18 protein-coding genes are annotated in these 23,602 nt (G+C 67.2%); 6 read left to right on the top strand and 12 right to left on the bottom strand.

Annotated elements, in window-relative coordinates:
• Positions 1-27: 27 nt before the first annotated feature.
• Complete coding sequence (locus CFB50_RS35510) at positions 28-1,038, bottom strand: isocyanide synthase family protein (RefSeq protein ID WP_089449094.1); 1,011 nt, start codon at positions 1,036-1,038, stop codon at positions 28-30.
• On the opposite strand from CFB50_RS35510, the gene CFB50_RS39310 reads away from it, so the two are divergent.
• The 5 genes from CFB50_RS39310 to CFB50_RS35480 all read left to right on the top strand — a co-directional run bounded on the left by CFB50_RS39310 (position 1,037) and on the right by CFB50_RS35480 (position 7,964).
• The gene (locus CFB50_RS39310; RefSeq protein ID WP_144020748.1) at positions 1,037-1,282 is read left to right on the top strand and encodes a hypothetical protein; all 246 of its coding nucleotides are present in this window, start codon (positions 1,037-1,039) and stop codon (positions 1,280-1,282) included. The two genes, CFB50_RS35510 and CFB50_RS39310, sit on opposite strands and share 2 nt — an antisense overlap.
• 2,062 nt (positions 1,283-3,344) lie before the next feature.
• A complete protein-coding gene (gene msrB / locus CFB50_RS35500; RefSeq protein ID WP_089449092.1) occupies positions 3,345-3,875 on the top strand; it encodes a peptide-methionine (R)-S-oxide reductase MsrB in 531 nt (176 codons plus the stop codon).
• Positions 3,876-3,912: 37 nt separating this feature from the next.
• On the top strand, positions 3,913-5,781 hold the full coding sequence (locus CFB50_RS35495; protein WP_089449091.1) for a cytochrome c biogenesis protein DipZ: 1,869 nt from the start codon (positions 3,913-3,915) through the stop codon (positions 5,779-5,781).
• Between the two features lie 123 nt (positions 5,782-5,904).
• Complete coding sequence (gene msrA, locus CFB50_RS35490) at positions 5,905-6,600, top strand: peptide-methionine (S)-S-oxide reductase MsrA (RefSeq protein ID WP_089449090.1); 696 nt, start codon at positions 5,905-5,907, stop codon at positions 6,598-6,600.
• Between the two features lie 248 nt (positions 6,601-6,848).
• Positions 6,849-7,964, top strand: a complete 1,116-nt coding sequence (locus CFB50_RS35480) for an aromatic ring-hydroxylating oxygenase subunit alpha (protein ID WP_069250308.1) — start codon at positions 6,849-6,851, stop codon at positions 7,962-7,964.
• A 34-nt stretch (positions 7,965-7,998) separates the two neighbouring features.
• Here the strand turns inward: CFB50_RS35480 and CFB50_RS35475 are convergent, their stop codons facing one another.
• The 8 genes from CFB50_RS35475 to CFB50_RS35440 all read right to left on the bottom strand — a co-directional run bounded on the left by CFB50_RS35475 (position 7,999) and on the right by CFB50_RS35440 (position 18,700).
• Positions 7,999-8,388, bottom strand: coding sequence for a cytidine deaminase (locus tag CFB50_RS35475; protein WP_089434074.1), 390 nt, complete (start codon positions 8,386-8,388; stop codon positions 7,999-8,001).
• A gap of 109 nt (positions 8,389-8,497) precedes the next feature.
• Positions 8,498-9,814, bottom strand: a complete 1,317-nt coding sequence (gene deoA / locus CFB50_RS35470; RefSeq protein WP_089449088.1) for a thymidine phosphorylase — start codon at positions 9,812-9,814, stop codon at positions 8,498-8,500.
• A gap of 38 nt (positions 9,815-9,852) precedes the next feature.
• The gene (locus tag CFB50_RS35465) at positions 9,853-11,127 is read right to left on the bottom strand and encodes a NupC/NupG family nucleoside CNT transporter (RefSeq protein WP_069249965.1); all 1,275 of its coding nucleotides are present in this window, start codon (positions 11,125-11,127) and stop codon (positions 9,853-9,855) included.
• A gap of 337 nt (positions 11,128-11,464) precedes the next feature.
• The gene (gene hydA / locus CFB50_RS35460) at positions 11,465-12,922 is read right to left on the bottom strand and encodes a dihydropyrimidinase (RefSeq protein ID WP_089449087.1); all 1,458 of its coding nucleotides are present in this window, start codon (positions 12,920-12,922) and stop codon (positions 11,465-11,467) included.
• A gap of 34 nt (positions 12,923-12,956) precedes the next feature.
• A complete protein-coding gene (locus CFB50_RS35455) occupies positions 12,957-14,465 on the bottom strand; it encodes an NCS1 family nucleobase:cation symporter-1 (protein WP_089449086.1) in 1,509 nt (502 codons plus the stop codon).
• A 100-nt stretch (positions 14,466-14,565) separates the two neighbouring features.
• Complete coding sequence (gene preA / locus CFB50_RS35450) at positions 14,566-15,882, bottom strand: NAD-dependent dihydropyrimidine dehydrogenase subunit PreA (protein ID WP_089449085.1); 1,317 nt, start codon at positions 15,880-15,882, stop codon at positions 14,566-14,568.
• A 64-nt stretch (positions 15,883-15,946) separates the two neighbouring features.
• On the bottom strand, positions 15,947-17,284 hold the full coding sequence (locus CFB50_RS35445; protein WP_089449084.1) for an NAD(P)-dependent oxidoreductase: 1,338 nt from the start codon (positions 17,282-17,284) through the stop codon (positions 15,947-15,949).
• A 135-nt stretch (positions 17,285-17,419) separates the two neighbouring features.
• The gene (locus CFB50_RS35440; protein ID WP_089449083.1) at positions 17,420-18,700 is read right to left on the bottom strand and encodes a Zn-dependent hydrolase; all 1,281 of its coding nucleotides are present in this window, start codon (positions 18,698-18,700) and stop codon (positions 17,420-17,422) included.
• Between the two features lie 356 nt (positions 18,701-19,056).
• On the opposite strand from CFB50_RS35440, the gene CFB50_RS35430 reads away from it, so the two are divergent.
• On the top strand, positions 19,057-19,749 hold the full coding sequence (locus CFB50_RS35430) for a TetR/AcrR family transcriptional regulator (protein ID WP_089449082.1): 693 nt from the start codon (positions 19,057-19,059) through the stop codon (positions 19,747-19,749).
• A 113-nt stretch (positions 19,750-19,862) separates the two neighbouring features.
• On the opposite strand, the gene CFB50_RS35425 is transcribed toward CFB50_RS35430, so the two are convergent.
• From CFB50_RS35425 to CFB50_RS35415, 3 genes are read right to left on the bottom strand one after another with little or no spacing between them, the layout of a single operon-like run.
• On the bottom strand, positions 19,863-21,053 hold the full coding sequence (locus CFB50_RS35425) for an acetyl-CoA C-acyltransferase (protein WP_089449081.1): 1,191 nt from the start codon (positions 21,051-21,053) through the stop codon (positions 19,863-19,865).
• Between the two features lie 18 nt (positions 21,054-21,071).
• On the bottom strand, positions 21,072-21,839 hold the full coding sequence (locus CFB50_RS35420) for a 3-hydroxyacyl-CoA dehydrogenase (RefSeq protein ID WP_089449080.1): 768 nt from the start codon (positions 21,837-21,839) through the stop codon (positions 21,072-21,074).
• 22 nt (positions 21,840-21,861) lie between these two features.
• Positions 21,862-23,529 carry an acyl-CoA synthetase gene (locus CFB50_RS35415; protein ID WP_089449079.1) on the bottom strand — a complete coding sequence of 556 codons (1,668 nt, stop codon included), beginning with the start codon at positions 23,527-23,529 and terminating at the stop codon, positions 21,862-21,864.
• Between the last annotated feature and the right edge of the window lie 73 nt (positions 23,530-23,602).

Raw genomic sequence — 23,602 nt, 5'->3', positions numbered from 1 at the left:
GCGGGCGCCGCCGGCGGAAGATTCCGTTTAACCATGATGAAGAACGCTCAGGTCCGGTTGCGGGTAATGGACGAAGTGGCAGGGAATGCCGTCGGTAAACACCAGTACGGAATTGCGCTCATCGATCTCGGAGCGCTTCTTCAGCACGATCCGGTCGTTCTCGCGCACCGCCACCGAGTGCCAGGGCGTGAGCCAGACGTCGTCGCAGTCGACCAGGCGGATGCCGATCTTCTTCGAGGCTCGGAACTGCGGGTGGATCGACAGGCGCAGGCTGTTCGGGAAGCTGCGGTCGATCAGCCGCCCCCAGGCGTTGCTGCGCTGGATCACGCGATAGGCGTTGCTGCGCGCCATCTTCTGGATCGCCGTGTTGCTGAGACCCTTGAAGCGTTCGATGCCCTGCGTGTCCTCGAACAGGAAGCGCGTGATGCCGCGGTACATCGCGATCGCGGCCGGATCCTCGGCGCACTGGCGCTTGATCTGGTCGACCGAATCGCTGTGGACGATCAGCAGTTCCTCGCGCTTGGAGGTCAGGTCGTCGAGATAGCAGAAGGTGTCGTCGAGGTCGAAGAACTCGAACACGCCGGGGAAATGGCGCCCCGCATAGGCCTCCAGGCTGTCCAGGTACTGCCGCACCTCGGGATCGGGGATGTTCACGACGTCAGAGAAGCAGTAGCCGTCGGAGCAGATCATCAGCTTCGCGCCGGGTGCATACAGCGCGCCGATCCGCCGACAGAGCCGCGCCAGGTTCGCCAGCGCGTGCTTCTCGGCCAGGTCGGGCAGCGCGCCGAGCGTCTTGCTGCGATTAGGCGACTTGCCGGGAAAGGCCGGCAGAATCATCGTCACCGGCTCGCCGCGCTCCACCACCGGCAGGATCGCCTCGATGTGATGCCGGGCCTCCTCGGCAAAGCGGTACGGCGTCTCGTCCTCGGAGCGGTGCAGGTTGCGCAAGACGAACACTTCGCGAACGATCGCCTCGGCGACCGCCCACGCGTCATCCCGTGCTTCGCGCACGACGGCGTATCCTAGTTGAACAGACATGATTTCTCTCAGGATGGATGGTCCGCGCCATTACCGCGCAAAGCCGCGCGCATGGCGTTCTGATTCCGCCATTCCGCGCCCGGCCAGGGAATGGAATCGAAATGGCGGCAGCAACGACACAACCGGGTTATTCACCCTTGGAATTAACTTATCTGATTTGCGGGAATGGAATTTACATATCGAAAATCATTCCGTCAACAGAAATATCGGAATTAATGAAGCATGGAATTGGCCACCAGAATAATGACTTTTTTTCTCGCAAGTGGATTTTCAAACCGGTAAGAAATGGGTGATTGTTCAGCGGGATGCGTGCATTAACGCGCATTGTTTCTCGTCGCTTTCGGCTCGATTGTCATGCTGCAAAGGGCACATCCCGCGGTCAACAATCCGTCATTTTGTTGACGATTTTCCTTCCGCCATTCTCCGACTTCATGCGGCGAGCAGCTCGACGAATCGAGCCGGGATATTGACGAACCATTTATTCAATATCGCATCGTCAATCGATAGATTTGTTCACGAAATACGAGGATTCCATATGCCGATCAGTTAACCTTAAATTTTTAACAAATTCCGGTCTGATATTCCAACCTCTACCGCGAAGCCTTCAAGAAAATCGTTCGACATGGTTCGCATCCAGGCAGGCCACTTCAAATGGCATTCCCATTGCCATCGGCAAGGCATCCGCTTTTTGTTTTACATACGTCGGGATTGGGCTATCCGACCGAGGCGAGCCCGGTAACGCGCCTCTCGCCGCGGCCCCCTAAACGCTCAGGATTCCGATCGAATCGGTTTTAGGCGCTCCTCGCCTAGCGCCGCATCGCCTGCGGTGGCACCCCGAAGTCGCGCACGAAGGCCCCGCGCAGATGGCGCCGGTCGCGAAAACCGGGCGCAAGCTGCCTGGCGGCACCTACTCGCTCTACGCTCCATAACGGCAGATGGTCCGCCTCGATGGGCATCTCGACAACGCCGGGCTGGTCCCACTCGACTTCGGATCCGGCGGCGGGCCGCGTAACCAGCTTCCCGCGCCTCACGGTACAACTGGTTCCGGCCGACTCGGCTCGGCTCGATCTTGAGCGAGACCGGGCAGTCGGTGTTGGTGCCGGCGTAGCTCGGCAGGACGCGGCCGGTGAGCACTGAGGCCTGCCAAGATGCCGCGAGCGAGGGCGACACCGCCCGCACACGAACGGTGAAGCCGTTCTCGCGACCGAAGTTCACATCTTCGCGTGCTCTCGCCGGGCGTCTCGACCATCTCAGGCGGCTCGACCAACGTATGTCATTGAGAACAGTGTCGGTCGCGGCGGTGATTGTTGCCGATACAAGACGCGAGGGCTACCGACCGCTTCTCCCTTCGCGCAGATCCACGACGTCTGGCGGTCTGCGAGGACTGGCTGAATCAGCGTAAGCGCCCTGCTGCTTCAAGCTCAATCCTTCAACGCTGTAAATGATGGGCAAACCGATGAAACATGCGACATTTGTATTTAGCTACCGCTACGACATTTGAATCGAAGAAATCGGTGCCGGCAGGCAGCGCCAAGCCATGGCCACGTTATCGGAATCTCGACAGCGGCGGAACCCTGGCGAGCGCGCTCCCGCATTCAACCGGCGCCGCGGAGAGAATGCGCCCAACGTCATCTTCCGGCGGCGAAATCGGGCGGGTATGCGCACTTGCCGTGTCGGCAGCAGCCGCTCCCGCAGCGGTAGATAAAAAAGCCGTTAAAACGAGTCACGAATTCAGTCGCAGGGGCATGCTTGTCCAGAAATGAAGGGGAACATAGCCCTTACTATGTTCCCCTTTATTCCGCCTGATCCTGCCTCGATATGGATTACTTCCGCGGAGTGCATCGCGCCCCTCTTTCACTGCACAACCGCGCACGTCTTAACTCAACTCCTGAAGTTTCTACGTAGAAACTGTCAAGCTTCCGCGTCCACACGCATACCGCGCGTCGATCGCTCTAGTTTGCAAATTCCCGGTCTATCAATGCGCATCAGACGCTCGGTGTGATTCGCGACCGCAATCGAACAACGCTCGTGCCCCAATCCGATTCGATCGCAAGCCAAGGTCCGGATTCACCGCGTCGCTCGTGGAACGCAAAGAACACTAAAAATCGCGGCGCGAACAGATACTCGGAAACCTCAGCAGCTCACCCGCTCGACAACCCGTGCCAGCCGGCGCTTCGACGAATTCCACCGCCCCCCCCACGCCCACCCCAACCATCACAATTCATTTAACTTTCCGTGAGGACTTCGACACCGGCCGCTGACTACGATGGGCGCATGTTTTCAGGACCTGCTGCCAGGAGCCCATCATGCCCACCCGCAGACATCTGCTGTTCGCCGGCGCCACCGGCCTCGCCGTGCTCGCGACCCTGTCGTCCGTCGGCCGCCGCGCGCTGGTCGGCCGTGCGTTCGCCGCATCGCCGGCTACCCCGCAGACGGCCGCCCCTTTTGAAGTCACCCTCAGCGACGCCGAATGGCATCGCCGGCTCACGCCCGCCCAGTATTCGATCCTGCGCGAAGCCGGCACCGAGCGGCCGTACACCAGCCCGCTGAACGACGAGCACCGGCAAGGCACGTTCGCGTGCGCCGGCTGCAACCTCGCGCTGTTCTCGTCGGCCACCAAGTTCGACAGCCACACGGGCTGGCCGAGCTTCTGGAAGCCGCTCGACCACGCGGTCGCCACGAACACCGACGCGTCGTTCGGGATGATCCGCACCGAAGTGCACTGCCGCCGCTGCGGCGGCCATCTCGGCCACGTGTTCGACGACGGTCCGCAACCGACCGGCCTGCGCTACTGCATGAACGGCCTCGCGCTCACCTTCCACCCCGCCGCCGCCTGATCCGGCCCCGAACTCCCGACCGACTGGAGAACGCACCATGCTGCTCATCGTCCTTGCCTACCTCGGCGGCGTGCTCACGATCCTGAGCCCGTGCATCCTGCCCGTGCTGCCGTTCGTGTTCGCGCGCGCCGACCAGCCGTTCGTCCGCAGCGGCCTGCCGCTGCTCGTCGGCATGGCGCTCACGTTCGCCGTCGTCGCGACGCTCGCGGCCGTCGGCGGCGGCTGGGTCGCGCAGGCCAACCAGGCCGGCCGCTGGGTCGCCATCGTGCTGCTCGCGATATTCGGTCTGACCCTGCTGATGCCGCGCCTCGCGGAGCACCTGACGCGCCCGCTCGTCGCCGCCGGCAACCGGCTCACCGGCTTCGCGCAGCGCGACGGCCGGCCGGCCGGCCCCGCGTCGTCGCTGCTGCTCGGCGTCGCGACCGGCCTGCTGTGGGCGCCGTGCGCGGGCCCGATCCTCGGGCTCGTGCTGACCGGCGCCGCGCTGCGCGGCGCCAGCGTCGGCACGACGCTGCTGCTGGTCGCGTATGCGGCCGGCGCGGCGACGTCGCTCGGCGTCGCGCTCGTGATCGGCGGCAAGGTGTTCGCCGCGATGAAGCGCTCGCTCGGCGCCGGCGAATGGATCAAGCGCGGAATCGGCGTGGCGCTGCTGGCCGGCGTCGGCGCGATCGCGCTCGGCCTCGATACAGGGGCACTCGCGCAGTTGTCGACCGTCACGACGGGCGGGCTCGAGACGAAGCTCGTCGACCGGCTCGGCGGGCGTTCGAACGGCGCACCGGCGGCGATGGCCGCGACGGGCAACGCCGCCGACAACACGAACGGCGGCGCGATGATGGCCGCGGCTGCCGATGGCACCCAGGCCACCGGCGGGGCGATCGCCGGGGGCGCAATGATGCGCGCGGTGGATACGACGCATGCGCCTGCCGCGCTGCCCGTCGAAGGCACGCTGCCGTCGCTCGACGGCGCGGTGCAGTGGCTGAACTCGCCGCCGCTGACGGCGGCCAGCCTGCGCGGCAAGGTCGTGCTGGTCGATTTCTGGACGTATTCGTGCATCAACTGCCTGCGCACGCTGCCGTACACGACCGCATGGGCACGCAAGTACGCGCCGTACGGGCTCGTCGTGATCGGCGTGCACGCGCCGGAATTCGCGTTCGAGCGCGACATCGGCAACGTGAAGAAGGCCGTGCACGACCTCGGCATCGACTTCCCGGTCGCGATCGACAACCGCTTCACGATCTGGCGCGCGTTCAACAACGAATACTGGCCCGCGCACTACTTCGTCGACGCGCAGGGGCGCGTGCGCCGCCACCACTTCGGCGAAGGCGAATACGCGGAATCGGAGCGCGCGATCCAGTCGCTGCTCGCCGAGGCCGGCCATCCGGAAGCGCTGAAGGTGCCGATCGGGCTCGCTGGTGCGCCCGCGAAGGGTGCACTCGCCGCGGCCGACAGCGCGGACGTCCGCTCGCCCGAGACCTACGTCGGCTACGCACGCGCCGAGGACTTCATGTCGCCGGGCGGTGTGGTGCGCGACGCGGCGTACCACTACGCCGAGCCGACCCGTCCCGGTCTCAACGACTGGGGCCTCGCCGGCACGTGGCAGGTCGGCGCCGAACGCGCGACGCTCGCGGCGCCGGCCGGCCGCATCGTCTACCGCTTCCACGCACGCGACCTGCACCTGGTGCTCGGCCCCGGCGAGGACGGCAAGCCGGTGCGCTTTCGCGTGACGCTCGACGGCGCGGCGCCCGGTGCCGCGCACGGCAGCGACGTCGATGCGCAAGGCTACGGCACCGTGACCGGGCAGCGCCTGTACCAGCTGGTCCGGCAGCCCGGCGCGATCGCCGACCGTACGTTCTCGATCGAGTTTCTCGATCCCGGTGTGAATGCGTATGCGTTCACGTTCGGCTGATCCCGGCAGGACGTGGCGCACCGGCGCCGCGTCCGAGCCACCCGCTTCCCATTCCGCCTTTCGAAGGAGCACACCGTGAACACCCTCTCCCCCCGCGGTCCCGCACCGCAACGGCGCACGGCGATGCTGCGCCGCATCGGCGCCATCGCCGTCGCGGCTGCCGCCGTGTTCGGCTACCAGCGCATCGTCAATTCCGCCGAGCCGATGCGCACCGTGCCCGCCCCGACGCTCGACGAAACACTCGGCACATCGCACGACGAGACGGCCGTGCTTGCCGGCGGCTGCTTCTGGGGCGTGCAGGGCGTGTTCGAGCACGTGAAGGGCGTGAAGCAGGTCACGGCCGGCTATGCGGGCGGCGCGTCCGAAACCGCGCACTACGCGCTCGTCGGCTCGGGGCTGACCGGGCACGCGGAATCGGTTCGCATCGTCTACGACCCGACCCAGATCACGTACGGCCGGCTGCTGCAGGTGTTCTTCTCGGTCGCGCACGATCCGACCGAGCTCAACCGGCAGGGCCCCGACGAAGGGCCGCAGTACCGGTCGGCGATCTTCCCGACCACCGCGCAGCAACGCGCGGTCGCGACCGCGTACATCGCGCAGCTCGGCACCGCGCACGTGTTTCCGGCGCCCGTCGTCACGCGCGTCGAGGACTACAAGGGGTTCTACCCGGCCGAGGCGTATCACCAGAACTACCTCGAACTGCACCCCGACGCGCCGTACATCGCGTACAACGACATGCCGAAGATCGCCGGGCTGAAGCAGCACTTCCCGGCGCTGTACCGCACCGACGCCGTACTGTGGCGCGATGCGCGCTCGTGACCGGCAAGCGGCCGCGTGACGGGGTGACGGCGTGGCGCCTGCCGCACGGCCTGGGCCCGTGCGGCCACCCCGGACCCGGCGCGCGCCGCCTTCGACCCGGTTTGCGCTGCATCAACGAAACGGCGACCGCCGTGCCGGGGCAAACCCGCATCGCGTCCGCCGCGGCAGGCAACTTCGCGTAGACTTCTCCAGATCCCCGCCGCATCATGCGGCGCCCGGAACCCCAGTTCAGCCAGGAGACGTCACGCATGCGCGCAGTGCCCATTCCTGACAGCGGCACCCTTGTAGAACCCTCTTCCGGCGCGGCCGTGCGCGACCTGCGCCGTGTGCCGATTCATCCCGATCACTGGTACCCGCTCGCGTGGTCGCGCGAGCTGAAACGCGGCAAGACGCTCGGCGTGCGCTTCGCCGGCGATCCGATCGTGCTCGTGCGCACCGAATCCGGCGCCGTGTATGCGCTCGAGGATCGTTGCGCGCACCGCCAGGTGCCGCTGCACGCGGGCGTCGTGAGCGGCGAGACGCTGCGCTGCTGCTATCACGGCTGGACCTACGCGTGCGACAGCGGCCGCTGCGTCGACGTGCCGTACCTCGGCCGCGAGCGCCTGCCCAACGGCGTGCGCGCGTATCCGTGCCGCGAAGCGCACGGGCTGATTTTCGTGTTCCCGGGCGATGCGACGCTCGCCGACACCCGGCCGTTCCCCGCGCTCGAATCGGCGGACAATCGTGCATACAAGACGCGCCGCTTCGGCCGCGAGGTCAAGTGCCACTACTCGTTCATGCACGAGAACCTGATGGACATGAACCATCAGTTCCTGCATCGCAAGCAGATGGGGCAGATGCGCGCGCGCTCGGTGGGCCGGCGCCGCGGCGACGACTGGGTCGAGGTCGACTACACGTTCGCGCGGATGGAAGGCAAGCAGCCGGTGGGCGAAGCGCTGGTGTTCGGCGCCAGCAAGAAGCCGGCCGACCAGTCCGACAAGAGCGTGATGACGGTGCGCACCGGCTACCCGTACCAGACGCTGCAGATCCGCTCGAGCGAAGGCACGCTCGTGATGGACCTGTGGATCGTCTACGTGCCGCTCGACGCCGAGCAGCGTACCAACCGCACGTTCGGACTGCTGTCGATCCACAAGCCCGGCATCCCGTTCGCGCTCGATCTCGCGTGGCCGCTGCTCGTCTGGTTCACCGAGCGCATCTTCCGTGAGGATCGCTGGATCGTCGAGCGCGAGCAGGAAGCGCACGACGCCCAAGGCGCCGACTGGAACCACGAGGTGTTTCCGGTCATCAACGAGCTGCGCGACCTGCTGCGCCAATGCGGCGCGCGCACGGTGATCCCGATCCGCGACGCGCGCGACGGTGCGTGATGCGGGCGGCGCGTGGCGTGAGTCGCGCGCGCCGTTACAACCGGAACGCGCCCGGCAGCAGTGCATGGGCCGTCGTGACCTCGACGGCCCCTTTCAGGTTGGCCAGGATCACTTCGATGTCGGGCGTGCCGATCTCGATGATCACCTGACGGCACGCGCCGCACGGCGCGATCGGGCCGTCGGTGTCGCCCACCACCGCAAGCCGCGTGAAATCCCCCGGACGATACCCGGCGGCGATGGCCGAAAACATCGCCGTGCGTTCCGCACAATTGCAGAGTCCGTAGGACGCGTTCTCGACGTTGCAGCCGTGAAAGATCGTCCCGTCGCGCGCCTGCAGCGCCGCGCCGACCTTGAAGCGCGAATACGGCGCATACGCGCGTTCGCGCGCCGCCTTCGCCGCTTCGATCAGTTCGTTTCGTTCCATCTCGTCATACCCTCGATTGTGTGCGGGAAGGTATCGGCGCGGCCAAACCGCGACCGTCGCGATACCCCCGTGACGTGAAGTGATCGCCTATGCCCGTACCGGCGATTGGTCAGCCGATCTGCTGATAAATGGTCGGCGGCGCGTCACCCGTCTCGCCCAGCACGTAGCTGCGCTGGATCGTGTCCACCGCGTGCGCGGCTGCGGCGGCGTCGCGGGCATGCACGTAACCGAGCGGTTGGCCGGCCTCGACACGCTGCCCGATCTCCGCGAGCGCCGTCAGGCCGACACTGTAGTCGATCGCATCCGCCGCGCGCGTGCGGCCGCCGCCGAGCGCGACGACCGCCAGCCCGAGCGCGCGGCAATCGACCCGCTGCACCACGCCGCTCTCGCGCGACGGTACCGGCACGATCACCTCCGCCCGCGCCAGATGACGCGCAGGTGCGTCGATCAGATCCGCGGGGCCGCCGAGCGCCGTGACCATTCTCGCGAAGCGTTCCGCTGCCGCACCCGTATCGAGCGCCTGCTGCAGCTTCGCGCGCGCTTCTGCGACGTCGCGTGCCAGCCCGCCGGTGACGAGCAGTTCCGCCGACAGCGCCATCGTGACCTCATGCAGGCGCGCCGGACGCGACTTGCCCGTCAGGTAGTCGATCGCGCACGCCACTTCGAGTGCATTGCCCGCGCACGGCGCGAGCGACTGGTTCATGTCGGTGAGGATCGCGGTCGTCTTCATGCCGGCGCCGTTGCCGACGTCGACGATGCTGCGCGCCAGCTCCGCCGACTGCTCGGCGGTCGGCATGAATGCGCCGGAGCCGACCTTGACGTCCATCACGAGCCCGTCGAGCCCGGCCGCGAGCTTCTTCGACAGGATCGACGCCGTGATCATCGCGACCGACTCGACGGTCGCCGTCACGTCGCGAATCGCATAGATGCGCATGTCAGCCGGCGCCAGCCGCGCGGTCTGCCCGATGATCGCGACGCCGACGTCGCGCACCGTGCGGCGAAACGCATCCGTATCGGGCGTGACGTCGTAGCCGGGAATCGCGCTGAGCTTGTCGAGCGTGCCGCCGGTATGGCCGAGCCCGCGCCCCGAGATCATCGGTACGTAGCCGCCGCACGCGGCCACCATCGGCCCGAGCATCAGCGATACGACATCGCCGACGCCACCGGTCGAATGCTTGTCGATCACCGGCCCGTCGAGCTCGAGCGCGCGCCAGTCGAGCACGTCGCCCGAGTCGCGCTGCGCGAGCGTCAGCGCGACGCGCTCGTCGGTGCTCAGGTCGTTGAAATACACGGCCATCGCGAACGCGGCCACCTGGCCCTCGGTCACGCTGCCGTCGGTCACGCCGCGCACGAACGCGGCGATCTCGTCGCGATCGAGCGGCTGCCGGTTGCGCTTCCGGCGAATGAATTCCTGCGGTAAGAACATCGTTGCCTCTCCTCGATCGGTCGATGGCCGCTGCGGGCTCAATGCAGGGAAAAGAACAGGCCGGCGATCGCGGCGCTCATCAGGTTCGACAGCGTCGCGGCCGTCAATGCGCGCAGGCCGTGCCGCGCGACTTCCGAGCGGCGCTCGGGCGCGACCGCGCTGAAGCCGCCCGCGAGAATCGCGATCGACGAGAAGTTCGCGAAACCGCACAGCGCGAACGACACGATCGCGAGCGTCTTCGGGTCGAGCACCTGCAGGCCGGCGGCCGCGACGTGCTCGCCGCCCTTCAGGTAAGGCGACAGGTCGCCATACGCGACGAACTCGTTGAAGATCAGCTTCTCGCCGATGAAGTTGCCCGCCAGCGCCGCGTCGTGCCACGGCACGCCGATGATCCACGCGAGCGGTGCGAACAGGTGGCCGATGATACCCACCAGCGTGATCTGCGGAAAGCCCGCGAACGCGGCCACGCCGCCGACGATGAGGTTCATCAGCGCGATGAGCCCCACGAACGCGATCAGCATCGCGCCGACGTTGATCGCGATCCGCAGCCCGACCGAAGCACCCGACGCCGCGGCCTCGATCACGTTGGCGGCCCGCTTGTCGTCGAAGTCGAGCCCGTCGACCACGACGCGGCTCGGCTCGACCGTCGGATACAGCAGCTTGCCGAACAGCAGCCCGCCCGGCACCGCCATGAACGACGCGGCGAGCAGGTATTCCATCCGCACGCCGAGGCCGGCGTAGCCGACCAGCACCGAGCCCGCGACCGATGCCATGCCGCTCGCCATCACCGTGAAGATCTCGGCGCTCGTCATGTTCCGCACGAACGGCTTCACGAGCGCGGGCATTTCGCTTTGCCCGAGAAAGATCGTCGCGACCGCCGAGCACGCCTCGATGCGGCTCACGCCGAGCACTTTCGCCAGCGCCGCGCCGAGGATCGCGACGATCCACTTCATCACGCCGATGTAGTACAGCACCGCGATCAGCGCGGTCACGAAGATGATCATCGGCAGCACGCGCAGGCCGAACACGAACCCGCCGTCGCCGAACAGCTGGAACATCCGGCTGTCGACGAGCCCGCCGAATACGAATGCGATGCCGTGATTGCCCATGTCGAGCACGCGATTGACGCCGTTCGCGGCGCCCGCCAGTGCCGCGCGGCCCGCCGGCACGAACAGCACCAGCGCACCGATCGCCAGCTGCGTGCACAGCGCGGCGATCATGGTCCGGCCGCTTACCGCGCGCCGGTTGTTCGACAGCAGATAGGCAACCAGCAGCAGGAACAGCATACCCAGGAGACTGCGCAGAATATCCACCTCGTACTCCTTGCTCTCAATGTTGTTGGATTGTTCGGCGGGCGGCCCGGCACGCCTGCGCAACGCCGTCGGTGGATATTACTCGCGGGCATGCACGCCGACAACGCAAACAAAATGGTCGCATTTGCGCGACGTCGCGGGTTGCGTCGACTTGCTCAGTTGTTCTATGTACCTGGAGATCGGAAAGGCGCGATCACGCTCCATTCGTCCCAAATACTGAGAGAATTGGCGTGATGCGGGGAGGAGGCAGGAGCGGTGCCGGCACGAATGGAAACGCACGCTCAAACATGCGCGGGCGTGCCGTTCGAACCGACACGCCCCGCGCGACACGCAACGCTCAACCGGCGCGTTCGACCGGATGCGGTTCGCGCAACCGATTCGCGATCCGCGCGGCCTCGTAGTAACTGGCCGCCGGCGGGCGCTTCAGATAGCGGCCCGCGCCGCGCACGGCCCGCAGATCGCCGTCGGCCCACGCGAGTGCGCCGCGCGTGAGCGTGTGCGTCGCGACGCCCTGCACCGTCATGCCCTCGAACACGTTGAAATCAACCTGCTGGTGATGGGTCTTCACCGAGATCGTCCTGGTCGCGGCCGGGTCCCACACGACGAGATCGGCATCGGCGCCCACCTGCACGGCACCCTTGCGCGGATACAGGTTGAAGATCTGCGCGGCGTTCGTCGACGTGATCCGCACGAACTCGTTCGGCGTGATACGGCCGTGATTCACGCCGTGATGCCACAGCACCGACATGCGATCCTCGACACCGCCGCAGCCGTTCGGGATCTTCGTGAAGTCGTCGCGGCCCATCGCCTTCTGCGATGCGCAGAACACGCAGTGGTCGGTTGCCGTCGTATGCAGCTGCCCCGCCTGCAGCCCGCGCCACAGCGCCTCGCGATGCTCGGCCGAGCGGAACGGCGGGCTCATCACGTGCGCGGCCGCACGCGTCCAGTCCGGATCGCGATAGACGGCCTCGTCGATCACCAGGTGGCCCGGCAGCACCTCGCCGAACACGCGCAGCCCTTCGCTGCGCGCTTTGGTGATCGCATCGACCGCGTCCTTCGCGGACACATGCACGATATACACCGGCACGCCGAGCACCTGCGCAATGCGGATCGCGCGGTTCGCGGCTTCGCCCTCGACCTCCGGCGGCCGCGACAGCGGATGCGCCTCCGGCCCTGTCATCCCGCGCGCGAGCAGCGCCTTCTGCAACTGGAACACGAGCTCGCCGTTCTCCGCGTGCACGGTCGGCAACGCGCCGAGTTCGAGCGAACGCGAGAAGCTGTTCACGAGCACCTCGTCGTCGGCCATGATCGCGTTCTTGTACGCCATGAAGTGCTTGAAGCTCGACACGCCATGCTCGCGCACGAGCGTGCCCATGTCGCGGTGCACGCTCTCGTCCCACCACGTCACGGCCACGTGGAAGCCGTAGTCGGCCGCGGCCTTCTCGGCCCAGCCTCGCCATGCGTGAAATGCGTCCATCAGCGGCTGCTTCGGGCTCGGGATCACGAAGTCGATGATGCTCGTCGTGCCGCCCGCGAGCCCGGCGGCCGTACCCGAGTAGAAATCGTCGCTCGCGGTCGTGCCCATGAACGGCAGTTCCATGTGCGTATGCGGATCGATGCCGCCCGGCATCACGTACTGGTCGTGCGCATCGACGACGGTCGCGCCGGCCGGTGCATCGATCTGCTCGGCGATCTGCAGGATCGTGCCGCCGTCCTCCGGGGCTGCGCAGAGCACGTCCGCGCGATAGGAGCGGTCCGCATCGACCACGGTGCCGCCACGAATCAGGATTGCCATGGGGTTGCCTCCTCGTTGACTGTCGGGTGCCGCATCAGGCGCTCGCGATCTGCGCGTGCTGTCCGGCGCGCCACTTCATCCAGGTGCCGTACACGCATGACGCCAGCACGAGGCCGACGAACCACGCGTACGTATAAAGCGTGTTGAAGAACGCCGGCACGTTCGGAAACGATGCCGGAAAAGCCGTATGCAGGAAGCCGGGCAGGTTCGGCAGCACGCCGACGGCGAGCGCGGCCAGCGCGGCCGGGTTCCAGCCGCGCGCGTAGCTGAAGCCGCCGCGCTCGTCGAACAGCGCGCGCGTGTCGAGCCGCGTGCCGCGGATCAGGAAGTAGTCGACCATCAGGATCCCCGCCACCGGCCCGAGCAGCGCCGAATAGCCGACGAGCCAGGTGAAGATGTAGCCGTCCGTCGTCGCGAGGATCTTCCACGGCATCATCACGATCGCGATCGTCGCGGTGATCATTCCGCCCGTGCGGTACGAGATCGCCTTCGGCCACAGGCTGGAGAAGTCGTAGGCCGGACCGACGAGATTCGCGGCGAGGTTGCAGCACATCGTGTCGAGCGTGAGGATCACGAGCGCGATACCCACGCCGATGCCCGTCATCCGGCTCGTCAGGTCGATCGGATCCCAGATCGCGTTGCCGTAGATCACGACAGTCGCCGACGTCACGACGACCGATACCACCGACAGCAGCGCCATCGGCAACGGCAGCCCGATCGACTGCCCGATCATCTGGTCGCGCTGCGAATGCGCGAAGCGCGTGAAGTCGGGGATATTCAGCGCGAGCGTCGCCCAGAAGCCGACCATCGCGGTCAGTCCCGGCCAGAAGGTCACCCAGAACAGCCCGGCCTTCTTGCCGCCCGCGGCGAACTGCGACGGCCCCGACAGCATCGTGCCGAAGCCGCCCGCCTTCGACGTCGCCCACCACACGAGCGCCACGCACATCACGACCTTGATCGGCGCGGACCAGCTCTCGAGCCAGCGGATCGAATCGGTGCCGTGCCAGATGAAGTAGATCTGCAGCGCCCAGAACACGAGGAAGCACGCGAGCTGCCCGAACCCGATGCCGATGACCGGCAGCGCGGCGCCGTGCAGTGCGTTGCCGGTCAGGATGTTCAGCAGCGTATAGATCGCGCTGCCGCCGAGCCAGGTCTGGATACCGTACCAGCCGCACGCGACGATCGCCCGCAACAACGCCGGCAGCTTCGCGCCCTGCGTGCCGAACGACGCACGCACGAGCACCGCGTAAGGAATCCCGTGCTTCGCGCCCGCATAGCCGATCAGCAGCATCGGCACGAGCACGATCAGGTTGCCGAGCAGCACGGTCATCACCGCCTGCCACGGCGACATGCCTTCCTGGATCAGCCCGGCCGCGAGCATGTACGACGCGATGTTCATCACCATCCCGACCCACAGCGCCGCGAAGTGATACCACTTCCACGTGCGCTGCGCCGGCGTCGTCGGCGCGAGGTCGTCGTTGTACAGGCTGCCGCCCTGCGCCGCGGCGCTATCGGGATCGGCGGGATTCGCTGCGTGATTCATCGAACGCACTCCACGAAAACGTCAGCGCCGGCATCGTCCGATGCCGGCCCGGGTGGAACGAAAGGCGGCGATGCAGGATGACCCGCATCGCCGGACGCCGTCAAGCAGCCTTCTTCGCGTGCTTCTCGGATGCCGCCGCGCCTGCACTCGCCCCCGCCTCCGCGCTCGCCGGATTGTTCGGATGCGTGGTCCAGTTCGCGTAGTCGCCCGAATCGACACGCTCCATCGTGATGCATTGCTCGACCGGACACACATGCATGCAAAGATTGCACCCGACGCATTCCGAATCGACCACTTCGAAGTGGCGCACGCCGTCCTTCGTCGCGGTGATCGCCTGGTGCGACGTGTCCTCGCACGCGATATGGCACAGCCCGCACTGGATGCAGCGGTCCTGGTCGATGCGCGCCTTGATGTCGTACTTCAGGTTCAGGTATTTCCAGTCGGTCACGTTCGGCACCGCGCGGCCGCGGATGTCGTCGAGCGTCGCGTAGCCCTTTTCGTCCATCCAGTTCGACAACCCGTCGGTGAGGTCCGACACGATCCGGAATCCGTAATGCATCGCGGCGGTGCACACCTGCACGCTGCCGGCGCCGAGCACCATGAACTCCGCCGCGTCGCGCCATGACGAGATGCCGCCGATACCCGAGATCGGCAGGTTCGGCGTTTCCGGGTCGCGCGCGATCTCCGCCACCATGTTCAATGCGATCGGCTTGACCGCCGGGCCGCAATAGCCGCCGTGCGTGCCCTTGCCGTCGACCATCGGCATCGGCGCCATGTGGTCGAGATCGACCGCGACGATCGAGTTGATCGTGTTGATCAGCGACACGCCGTCCGCACCGCCCTTGTACGCGGCGCGCGACCCCATCCGGATGTCGCTGATGTTCGGCGTGAGCTTCACGAGACACGGCAGCTTCGTGCCTTCCTTCACCCAGCGCGTGACCATCTCCACATATTCGGGGACCTGTCCGACCGCCGCGCCCATCCCGCGCTCGCTCATCCCGTGCGGACAGCCGAAGTTCAGCTCGACCGCGTCGGCGCCCGTATCCTCGACGAGCGGCAGGATCCATTTCCAGTCCCGCTCGTTGCACGGCACCATCAGCGACACGATCAGCGCGCGGTCCGGCCAGTCGCGCTTCACCTGCGCGATCTCTCTCAGGTTCACGTCGAGCGGACGGTCGGTGATCAGCTCGATGTTGTTCAGGCCCGCGATGCGCTGACCGTTCCACTGCACGGCGCCATAGCGCGAACTGACGTTGACGACGTGCGGATCGAGCCCGAGCGTCTTCCAGACGACACCGCCCCAGCCCGCCTCGAACGCGCGGTTCACGTTGTAGGCCTTGTCGGTTGGCGGCGCGGACGCCAGCCAGAAGGGGTTCGGCGAAGTAATGCCCGCGATGGTGCAGCGAAGGTCGGCCATGGTCGGCTCCGTGAGAGTGGGGTCGTGTTGGTTGTGCTCGTGGTGCGTGACGCGCGCGGTGCGGTCACGCGGCCTTCGCGTCGCGCTGCGCGAGCGTTGCGTCGATCGACGCGGCCGCGCGCTTGCCGTCCTGCACGGCCTGCACCGTGAGGTCGACGCCGCTCGTCGCCGCGCAGTCGCCGCCGGCCCACACGTCGGGCCATGCGGTGCGTCCGTCGGCGTCCACCGCGATGCGCGCGCCGTCCGCCGTCAGCAGCGCGGCGTCGATGGCGTCCGGCACCAGCGTCTGGCCGATCGCCTTCAGCACCATGTCCGCATCGACGGTGAAACGCTCGCCCGATGCCGCCTCGAACTCGACACCCGTCACCTGCCCGTTCACCCCCGCCATGCGCACCGGCTTCGCGTGCGTGACGAGCGTGACGCCGCTCTTCTGCGCGAACTCGCGCTCGGCCCACGTCGCGCTCATCGCATCCACGCCGCGCCGATACACCATCGTCACGCGCTCGGCGCCGAGCTTGCGGCTCTGCACCGCCGCATCGATGGCCGTATTGCCGCCGCCGATCACGACGACGCGCCGCCCGACCGGCACGTTCTCCAGCGCATCGGCCTGCCGCACCTGCACGATGAAATCGACCGCGTTCATCACGCCGTTCAGTTGCTCGCCATCGATCGCAAGCGCCCGCACGCCGCCGAGCCCCATCGCGAGAAACACCGCGTCGTGCTGCTCGCGCAGCGCGTCGAGCGTGATGTCGCGGCCCAGCGCGACGCCGGTTTGCAACGTGATGCCGCCCACCGACAGCAGCCACTCGACTTCACGCTGCGCGAAATCGTCGACGGTCTTGTATGCGGCGATCCCGTATTCGTTGAGGCCGCCACCCTTCGGGCGCGCGTCGAACAGCGTGACGCTGTGCCCGGCGAGCGCGAGCCGATGCGCGCACGCGAGCCCGGCCGGCCCCGCGCCGACCACCGCGACCTGGCGGCCCGTGTCCGGCGCGCGCGTGAAGCGCACCGCGCCGGTCTCCATCGCCCAATCCGTTGCATGCCGCTGCAGCGCGCCGATCGCGACGGGCTGCGCATCCTGGTGGTTGCGCACGCACGCGCCTTCGCACAGGATCTCGGTCGGACACACGCGGGCGCACATCCCGCCGAGGGGATTCGCCGACAGGATGTCGGTCGCGGCGCCCTTCAGGTTGCCGTTGCCGATCTTGCGGATGAAGCTCGGGATGTCGATTTGCGTCGGGCAGGCCTGCACGCACGGCGCGTCGTAGCAGTAGTGGCAGCGGCTGGCGGCCGCCGCCGCGGCAGTCGGATCGAGCAGCGGCGCGATGTCGGCGAATTCGCACGAGAGTTGCGTGGACGACAGGCGATGCGCGGCGATATCGCCGGTTGGCTTGGTGGTCATACGCGTTCCTTCGACTGGGTGGAGACAAAGCCGTCCCCGCCGGCTGCGAATGCACAGTCGGGGCGGTCGTTGTTAGGCGTCCTACGGTCAGGCTATCGGGCGTCGAGCAGCCTGCCGGCGGCTACGGTCGCGGCGTCATGAGGCCGGCTCGCATGCGCGCGACAGCATTGCGTGCAGCAACACGTTCGCGCCGGCCTCGATCCAGGCGGGCGTCGCGTCCTCGATCTCGTTGTGGCTGATGCCGTCGACACACGGCACGAACACCATCGACGTCGGTGCGACCTGCGCGAGGTAGCACGCGTCGTGTCCGGCACCGGACACGATGTCGCGATGCGAGAAGCCGAAGCGGTCGGCCGCGCTGCGCACCGCTTCCACACAGGCCGCGTCGAACGCGACCGGCTTGTAATAGAAAATCTGCTCGAGTTCGGTCTCGAGCCCGATCTCGCCCGCGATGCGCGCCACGCCATCGCGCAATGCGGCATCCATCTTCGCGAGCACTGCGTCGTCCGGATGACGGAAATCGACGGTGAAGAACACGCGGCCCGGAATCACGTTGCGCGAGTTCGGGTAGACCTGCATCATGCCGACCGTCGCGCAGCCGAACGGCGCATGATCGAGGCCGATCCGGTTGACGAGATCGACCACGCGCGATGCGCCGAGCAGCGCGTCGCGCCGCCGCGGCATTGGCGTCGGCCCCGCGTGCGCTTCCTGGCCGGTGAACGTGATCTCGTACCAGCGCTGCCCCTGCGCATCGGTTACGACGCCGATCGTCTTGCATTCCGCTTCGAGAATCGGTCCCTGTTCGATATGCAGTTCGAACGCCGCGTGCAGCTTGCGTCCGCCGCACGGCACGTCACCCGCGTAGCCGATGCGCGCCAGCTCCTCGCCGATCGTCTTGCCGTCCACGTCCTTGCGCGACAGTCCGTATTCGAGCGAAAACACCCCCGCGAACACGCCCGACGCTACCATCGCCGGTGCGAAGCGCGAGCCTTCCTCGTTGGTCCAGATCACGACCTCGACCGGATGCTCGGTCTCGATGCCGTGATCGTTGAGACTGCGAATCACCTCGAGGCCGCCGAGCACGCCGTAGATGCCGTCGAAGCGGCCGCCCGTCGGCTGCGAATCCGCGTGCGAGCCCGTGACGACCGGCGCCGCATCGGCCACGCGGCCCGCGCGGCGCATGAACACGTTGCCCATCGTATCGACCGCCACCGTGCAGCCGGCGGCCTTCGCCCAGCCGACGATCAGGTCGCGGCCGGCCTTGTCGAGATCGGTCAGCGCAAGGCGGCACACGCCGCCCTTCGGCGTCGCGCCAATCTTCGCGACTTCCATCAGGCTGTCCCACAACCGCTTGCCGTCGACCTTGATCGACGTGTCGAAAGCTGCCCGCTTCACTGTTTCCGATACCGCGTTCATTCGTATCGCTCCTGTGGGGTCGGTGATGTCGTCAGCCCGGTCTGTGCCGGTGCGTGTCATGCCTGTTTTGGGGCAATGCCGCCCAAGCGCGGTGCATGCCCCGGTCGTTCGCGAAGATCGTCCGACGAATCGGGTTGACAGGTTTCCGCCGCTCGTCGAATCCTGTCCGATTGGACAGGTTTTAGACGATCAAAATCACCAAATCAATCTCTTTCTTGCGTGAATGAATGGAGCGAGAAACGTGCCATCGCAACGCAGCATGGCGACGGATGCACGAGATCAGCACGCGTGCGTTCGATGCGAATCAGCGGCTAGAATGAAGCCCAACGCGGCACGCCCGCCGCGCGAGGGCAACGATGAGACATGACGAGGCGGCAACCGAAGCCACCGACAGCGACGAAACGCCCGCGCCTTTGCGGCGACGCAAGGCGCACATCCGCGAGTCCAACGAAGCGCATCTGCTCGCCTGCGCGGAGGCCGTGTTCGCGGAACGCGGGCTCGACGGTGCAAGCACCGCGATGATCGCGGAGCGCGCCGGCCTGCCGAAAGCCAACCTGCATTACTACTTCCCGACGAAGCTTGCGTTGTACCGCCGCGTGCTCGACGACCTGTTCGAGGACTGGCATCGCGCGGCCGGTTCGTTCGAGGCCGACGACGATCCCGTCGAAGCGATCGGTGCCTACGTGCGCGCGAAGATGGCGCTGTCGCGGCGGCGCCCGCTCGGCTCGAAGGTCTGGGCCAACGAGATCATCCACGGTGCGGAGCACATGCAGGACATCCTGTCGGAACGCGTGAAGCCGTGGTTCGATACGCGCGTGAAGGTCATCGACGGCTGGATCGCGCGCGGGCTGCTCGCGCCGATCGACGCGCATGCGCTGATGTACCTGATCTGGGCAACCACGCAGCACTACGCGGATTTCGATGCACAGATCCGCGCGCTGAGCGGCAAGCGGACGTTCACGCAGAAGGCGTACGACGAGCAGACCGAACAGGTCGTGCAGCTCGTGCTTCGTGCGTGCGGGGCGGTGTCGCCGCGCGCGAAGGCGTAGCGGGACCACGCGATCCGCCATAAGCAAAACGGGTATCGCACCGGTAATTCCCGTGCGATACCCGTCGTACGCGTCGCCACTTGCCGACTACGCGTGATGTACTGCGTGATGCGTTACACGATGCGCTCGATCGCGATGGCCGTTGCCTCGCCGCCGCCGATACACAGCGATGCGACGCCGCGTTTCATCCCATAGGTTTCGAGCGCGGCCAGCAGCGTCACCATCACGCGCGCACCCGATGCACCGATCGGATGCCCAAGCGCGCACGCGCCGCCATGCACGTTGACCTTCTCGTGCGGCAGGTCGAGATCGCGCATCGCGGCCATCGGCACGACCGCGAACGCTTCGTTGATCTCGAACAGGTCGACGTCGCGCAGGTTCCAGCCGGTTTTCTCCGACAGCTTGCGCAGCGCGCCGATCGGCGCGGTCGCGAACAGGCCCGGCTTGTCCGCGTAGGTCGAATGCCCGACGATCACGGCCTTCGGCGTGAGGCCGAGGCGCTCGGCTTCCGAGCGGCGCATCATCACCAGCGCGGCCGCGCCGTCCGAGATCGACGACGCATTCGCGGCCGTCACCGTGCCGCCGTCGCGGAACGCAGCCTTCAGCGTCGGGATCTTGTCGAGCTTCGCCTTGCCCGGCTGTTCGTCGATCGACACGACCGTTTCGGTCTTGCCGGCCTTCACGGTCACCGGCGCGATTTCCGACACGAAATGCCCGTCGGCGATCGCCCGTTGCGCGCGCGTCAGCGATGCGATCGCGAACGCATCCTGCGCCTCGCGCGTGAACTGGTATGCCTGCGCGCAATCCTCGGCGAACGTGCCCATCAGGCGGCCCTTCTCGTACGCGTCCTCGAGCCCGTCGAGGAACATGTGATCAAGCACCTGCCCGTGACCCATGCGCATCCCCGCGCGCGCCTTCGGCAGCAGGTACGGCGCATTCGTCATGCTCTCCATCCCGCCCGCGACGGCCACGCCTGCCGAGCCTGCCAGCAGCAGGTCGCGCGCGAACATCGCGGCCTTCATCCCCGAGCCGCACATCTTGTTGACCGTGGTCGCACCTGCGGCGAGCGGCAGCCCGGCCTTCAGCGCGGCCTGGCGCGCCGGCGCCTGGCCCTGGCCCGCCGGCAGCACGCAGCCGAACACGATTTCATCGATGCGCTCGGCCGGCACGTTCGCGCGCTCGAGCGCCGCGCGAATCGCTACCGCGCCGAGGTCGCTCGCGCTGGCGGCCGCCAGGTCGCCCTGAAAACCACCCATCGGCGTACGCGCCATACCAACGATTACGATCGGATCCTGAGTCGTCATGATTCGCTTCCTCCAGTGTCAGCGCGGTGCCATGCGCAACGCGCCATCGAGACGGATGACTTCGCCGTTCAGCATCGTGTTCTCGGCGATGTGGCGCACCAGCGCCGCAAATTCTTCCGGGCGGCCGAGCCGCGGCGGGAACGGCACGCTCTTGCCGAGCGCATCCTGCACGTCCTGCGGCATGCCGGCCATCATCGGCGTCGCGAAGATGCCCGGCGCGACCGTCACCACGCGAATGCCGAACCGAGCGAGCTCGCGCGCGATCGGCAGCGTCATGCCGACCACGCCGCTCTTCGACGCCGCATACGCGGCCTGCCCGATCTGCCCGTCGAACGCCGCGACCGACGCGGTGTTGACGATCACGCCGCGCTCGCCTTCCGCATTGGCGTCCTGCTTCGACATCGCGTCGGCGGCCAGCCGGATCATGTTGAACGTGCCGACCAGATTGATCGACACGGCGCGTGCGAAGCGGTCGAGCGAATGCGGACCCTCGCGGCCGACCACCTTCTCGCCCGGCGCGACGCCCGCGCAGTTGACGAGCGCGTCGATGCGGCCGAACGCGTCACGCGCGGCGGCAACGGCCGCCTGGCCGTCGGCTTCGCTCGTCACGTCGGTCTTCACGAAGCGCGCCGCCGCGCCAAGCTCGTGCGCGAGGCCCGCGCCGGCTTCTTCGTTGACGTCCAGCAGCACGGCCTTGCCGCCTTCCGCGACCACCATGCGCGCCACCGCGGCGCCGAGGCCGGAACCGGCGCCCGTAATCAGAAAAACGCGATCCTTGATATCCATTCGCAGTCCGTACAGGTTGTGTTCAGGGTTGAGCGGCCTTCTCGGCTTCCATCTTGCGCAACACGAAGCGCTGGATCTTGCCGCTCGGGGTTTTCGGCAGCGCGTCGACGAAGTCGATCGCGCGTGGATAGGCGTGAGCGGACAGCCGCCGCTTCACGTGCAGGCTCAATTCCTCGGCCAGCGCCGGCGTGCCGTCATAGTCTTTCGACAGCACGACGAACGCCTTGACGATCTCCGTGCGCTCCGCGTCGGGTACGCCTATGACGGCGGCTTCGCTCACGGCCGGATGCTCGATCAGCGCGCTTTCCACGTCGAACGGGCCGATCCGGTAGCCGGACGACGTGATCACGTCGTCCGCGCGGCCGATGAAGCTCACGGTGCCGTCCGGCTCCAGCTCGACGTTGTCGCCGGTCCGGTAATAGCCGCCCGCGATCGCCGGCGTGTCCTGCTGCCAGTAGCCGTGGAACCACAGCAGCGGCGAGCGCGCGATGTCGATCGCGAGGTTGCCCGGCTCGCCGGGGCCGAGCTCGCGGCTCGCGTCGTCGAGCACCGCGACGCGGTAGCCGGGCATCGCAAAGCCGGCCGAACCGGCGTGGACCGCATGCGCGAGGCCGTGGTGGTTGTTCACGACCATCCCGAGTTCGGTCTGGCCGTAGTGATCGTAGATCGGCGCGCCGAGCGCCGCGTCGAACCAGCGCACGACTTCCGGATTCAACGGTTCGCCCGCGCTGCTGACCACGCGCAGCTTGCCCTTCAGCCGCGCCGCCGCTTCCGTCCCGGCCGCCATCAGCATCCGGTAGGCCGTCGGCGAGCCGGCGAGGCTCGTGATCCCGAGCCGTTCGATCACGTCGTACGTGCTGTCGACCGTGAAACCGCCCTCGTAGAGCGTCGTCGCGTGGCCGAGCAGCAGCGGGCCCGTGATCGCGTAGTAGAGGCCGTATGCCCAGCCCGGATCGGCGATGTTCCAGAACCGGTCGCCGGCGCGCAGGTCCACCGCTTCGCGCATGTACGCACCGAACGCGAGCAGCGCGCGCAGCGGCACCGGCACGCCCTTCGGCAAACCCGTCGTGCCCGATGTCGACATCATCATGAACAGGTCCGTGCCCTTGCGCAGCACCGGCTCGAACGAGTCGGACTGCGCATCGAGCGCCGCGCGGAAATCGATGTCGCTTTCCGGCAACGTCTCGCCCGGCTCGCGCACCGTCGCAACGGGCGGGCAACCGGCGATCTCGTCGAGCTTCGCGCGATTCGCGACGTTGGTCACGACCAGGCGCGCGTCGCTCATGCGCAGCCGGTGCTCGATCGCTTTCGGGCCGAATGCGGTGAACAGCGGCTGGTAGACGGCGCCCGCGCGCCACGTGCCGAGGATCGTCGCGACGAGTTCCGGCGTGCGCGGCAACAGGCCCGCCACCACGTCGCCCGGCTTCACGCCCTGCGCGACCAGCAGGTTCGCGACGCGCGCCGACAGCGCCTTCATCTGCGCAAACGTGTAGCGGTGGTGCTGCCCGCCGGCGTCGATCCAGTCGAGCGCGATCGCGTCCGCCGATGCGTACCGGTCGCAGCATTCCACGCACGCGTTCAGGCCGCGCTCCAGGTCGCCGTGCAGTTGCTGCGCGGCGGTCTCGATACTGAACCGGGCCACGGCGTCGGCGTAGGCCGGCACCGCGCGGGCGGTAGCTCCATCAGACATGCGTGTCTCCTGTGCGTTATGGCCGCCGGCGAGCCAGGGGCGCGACGGGGATAGTTCGATAGTAGACAGCCCG

The organism is Burkholderia sp. AU33423 (genome assembly GCF_002223135.1).
GTDB classification, from domain to species: Bacteria; Pseudomonadota; Gammaproteobacteria; order Burkholderiales; family Burkholderiaceae; genus Burkholderia; species Burkholderia lata_D.
This window is presented reverse-complemented; position numbering and strand designations above follow the sequence as displayed.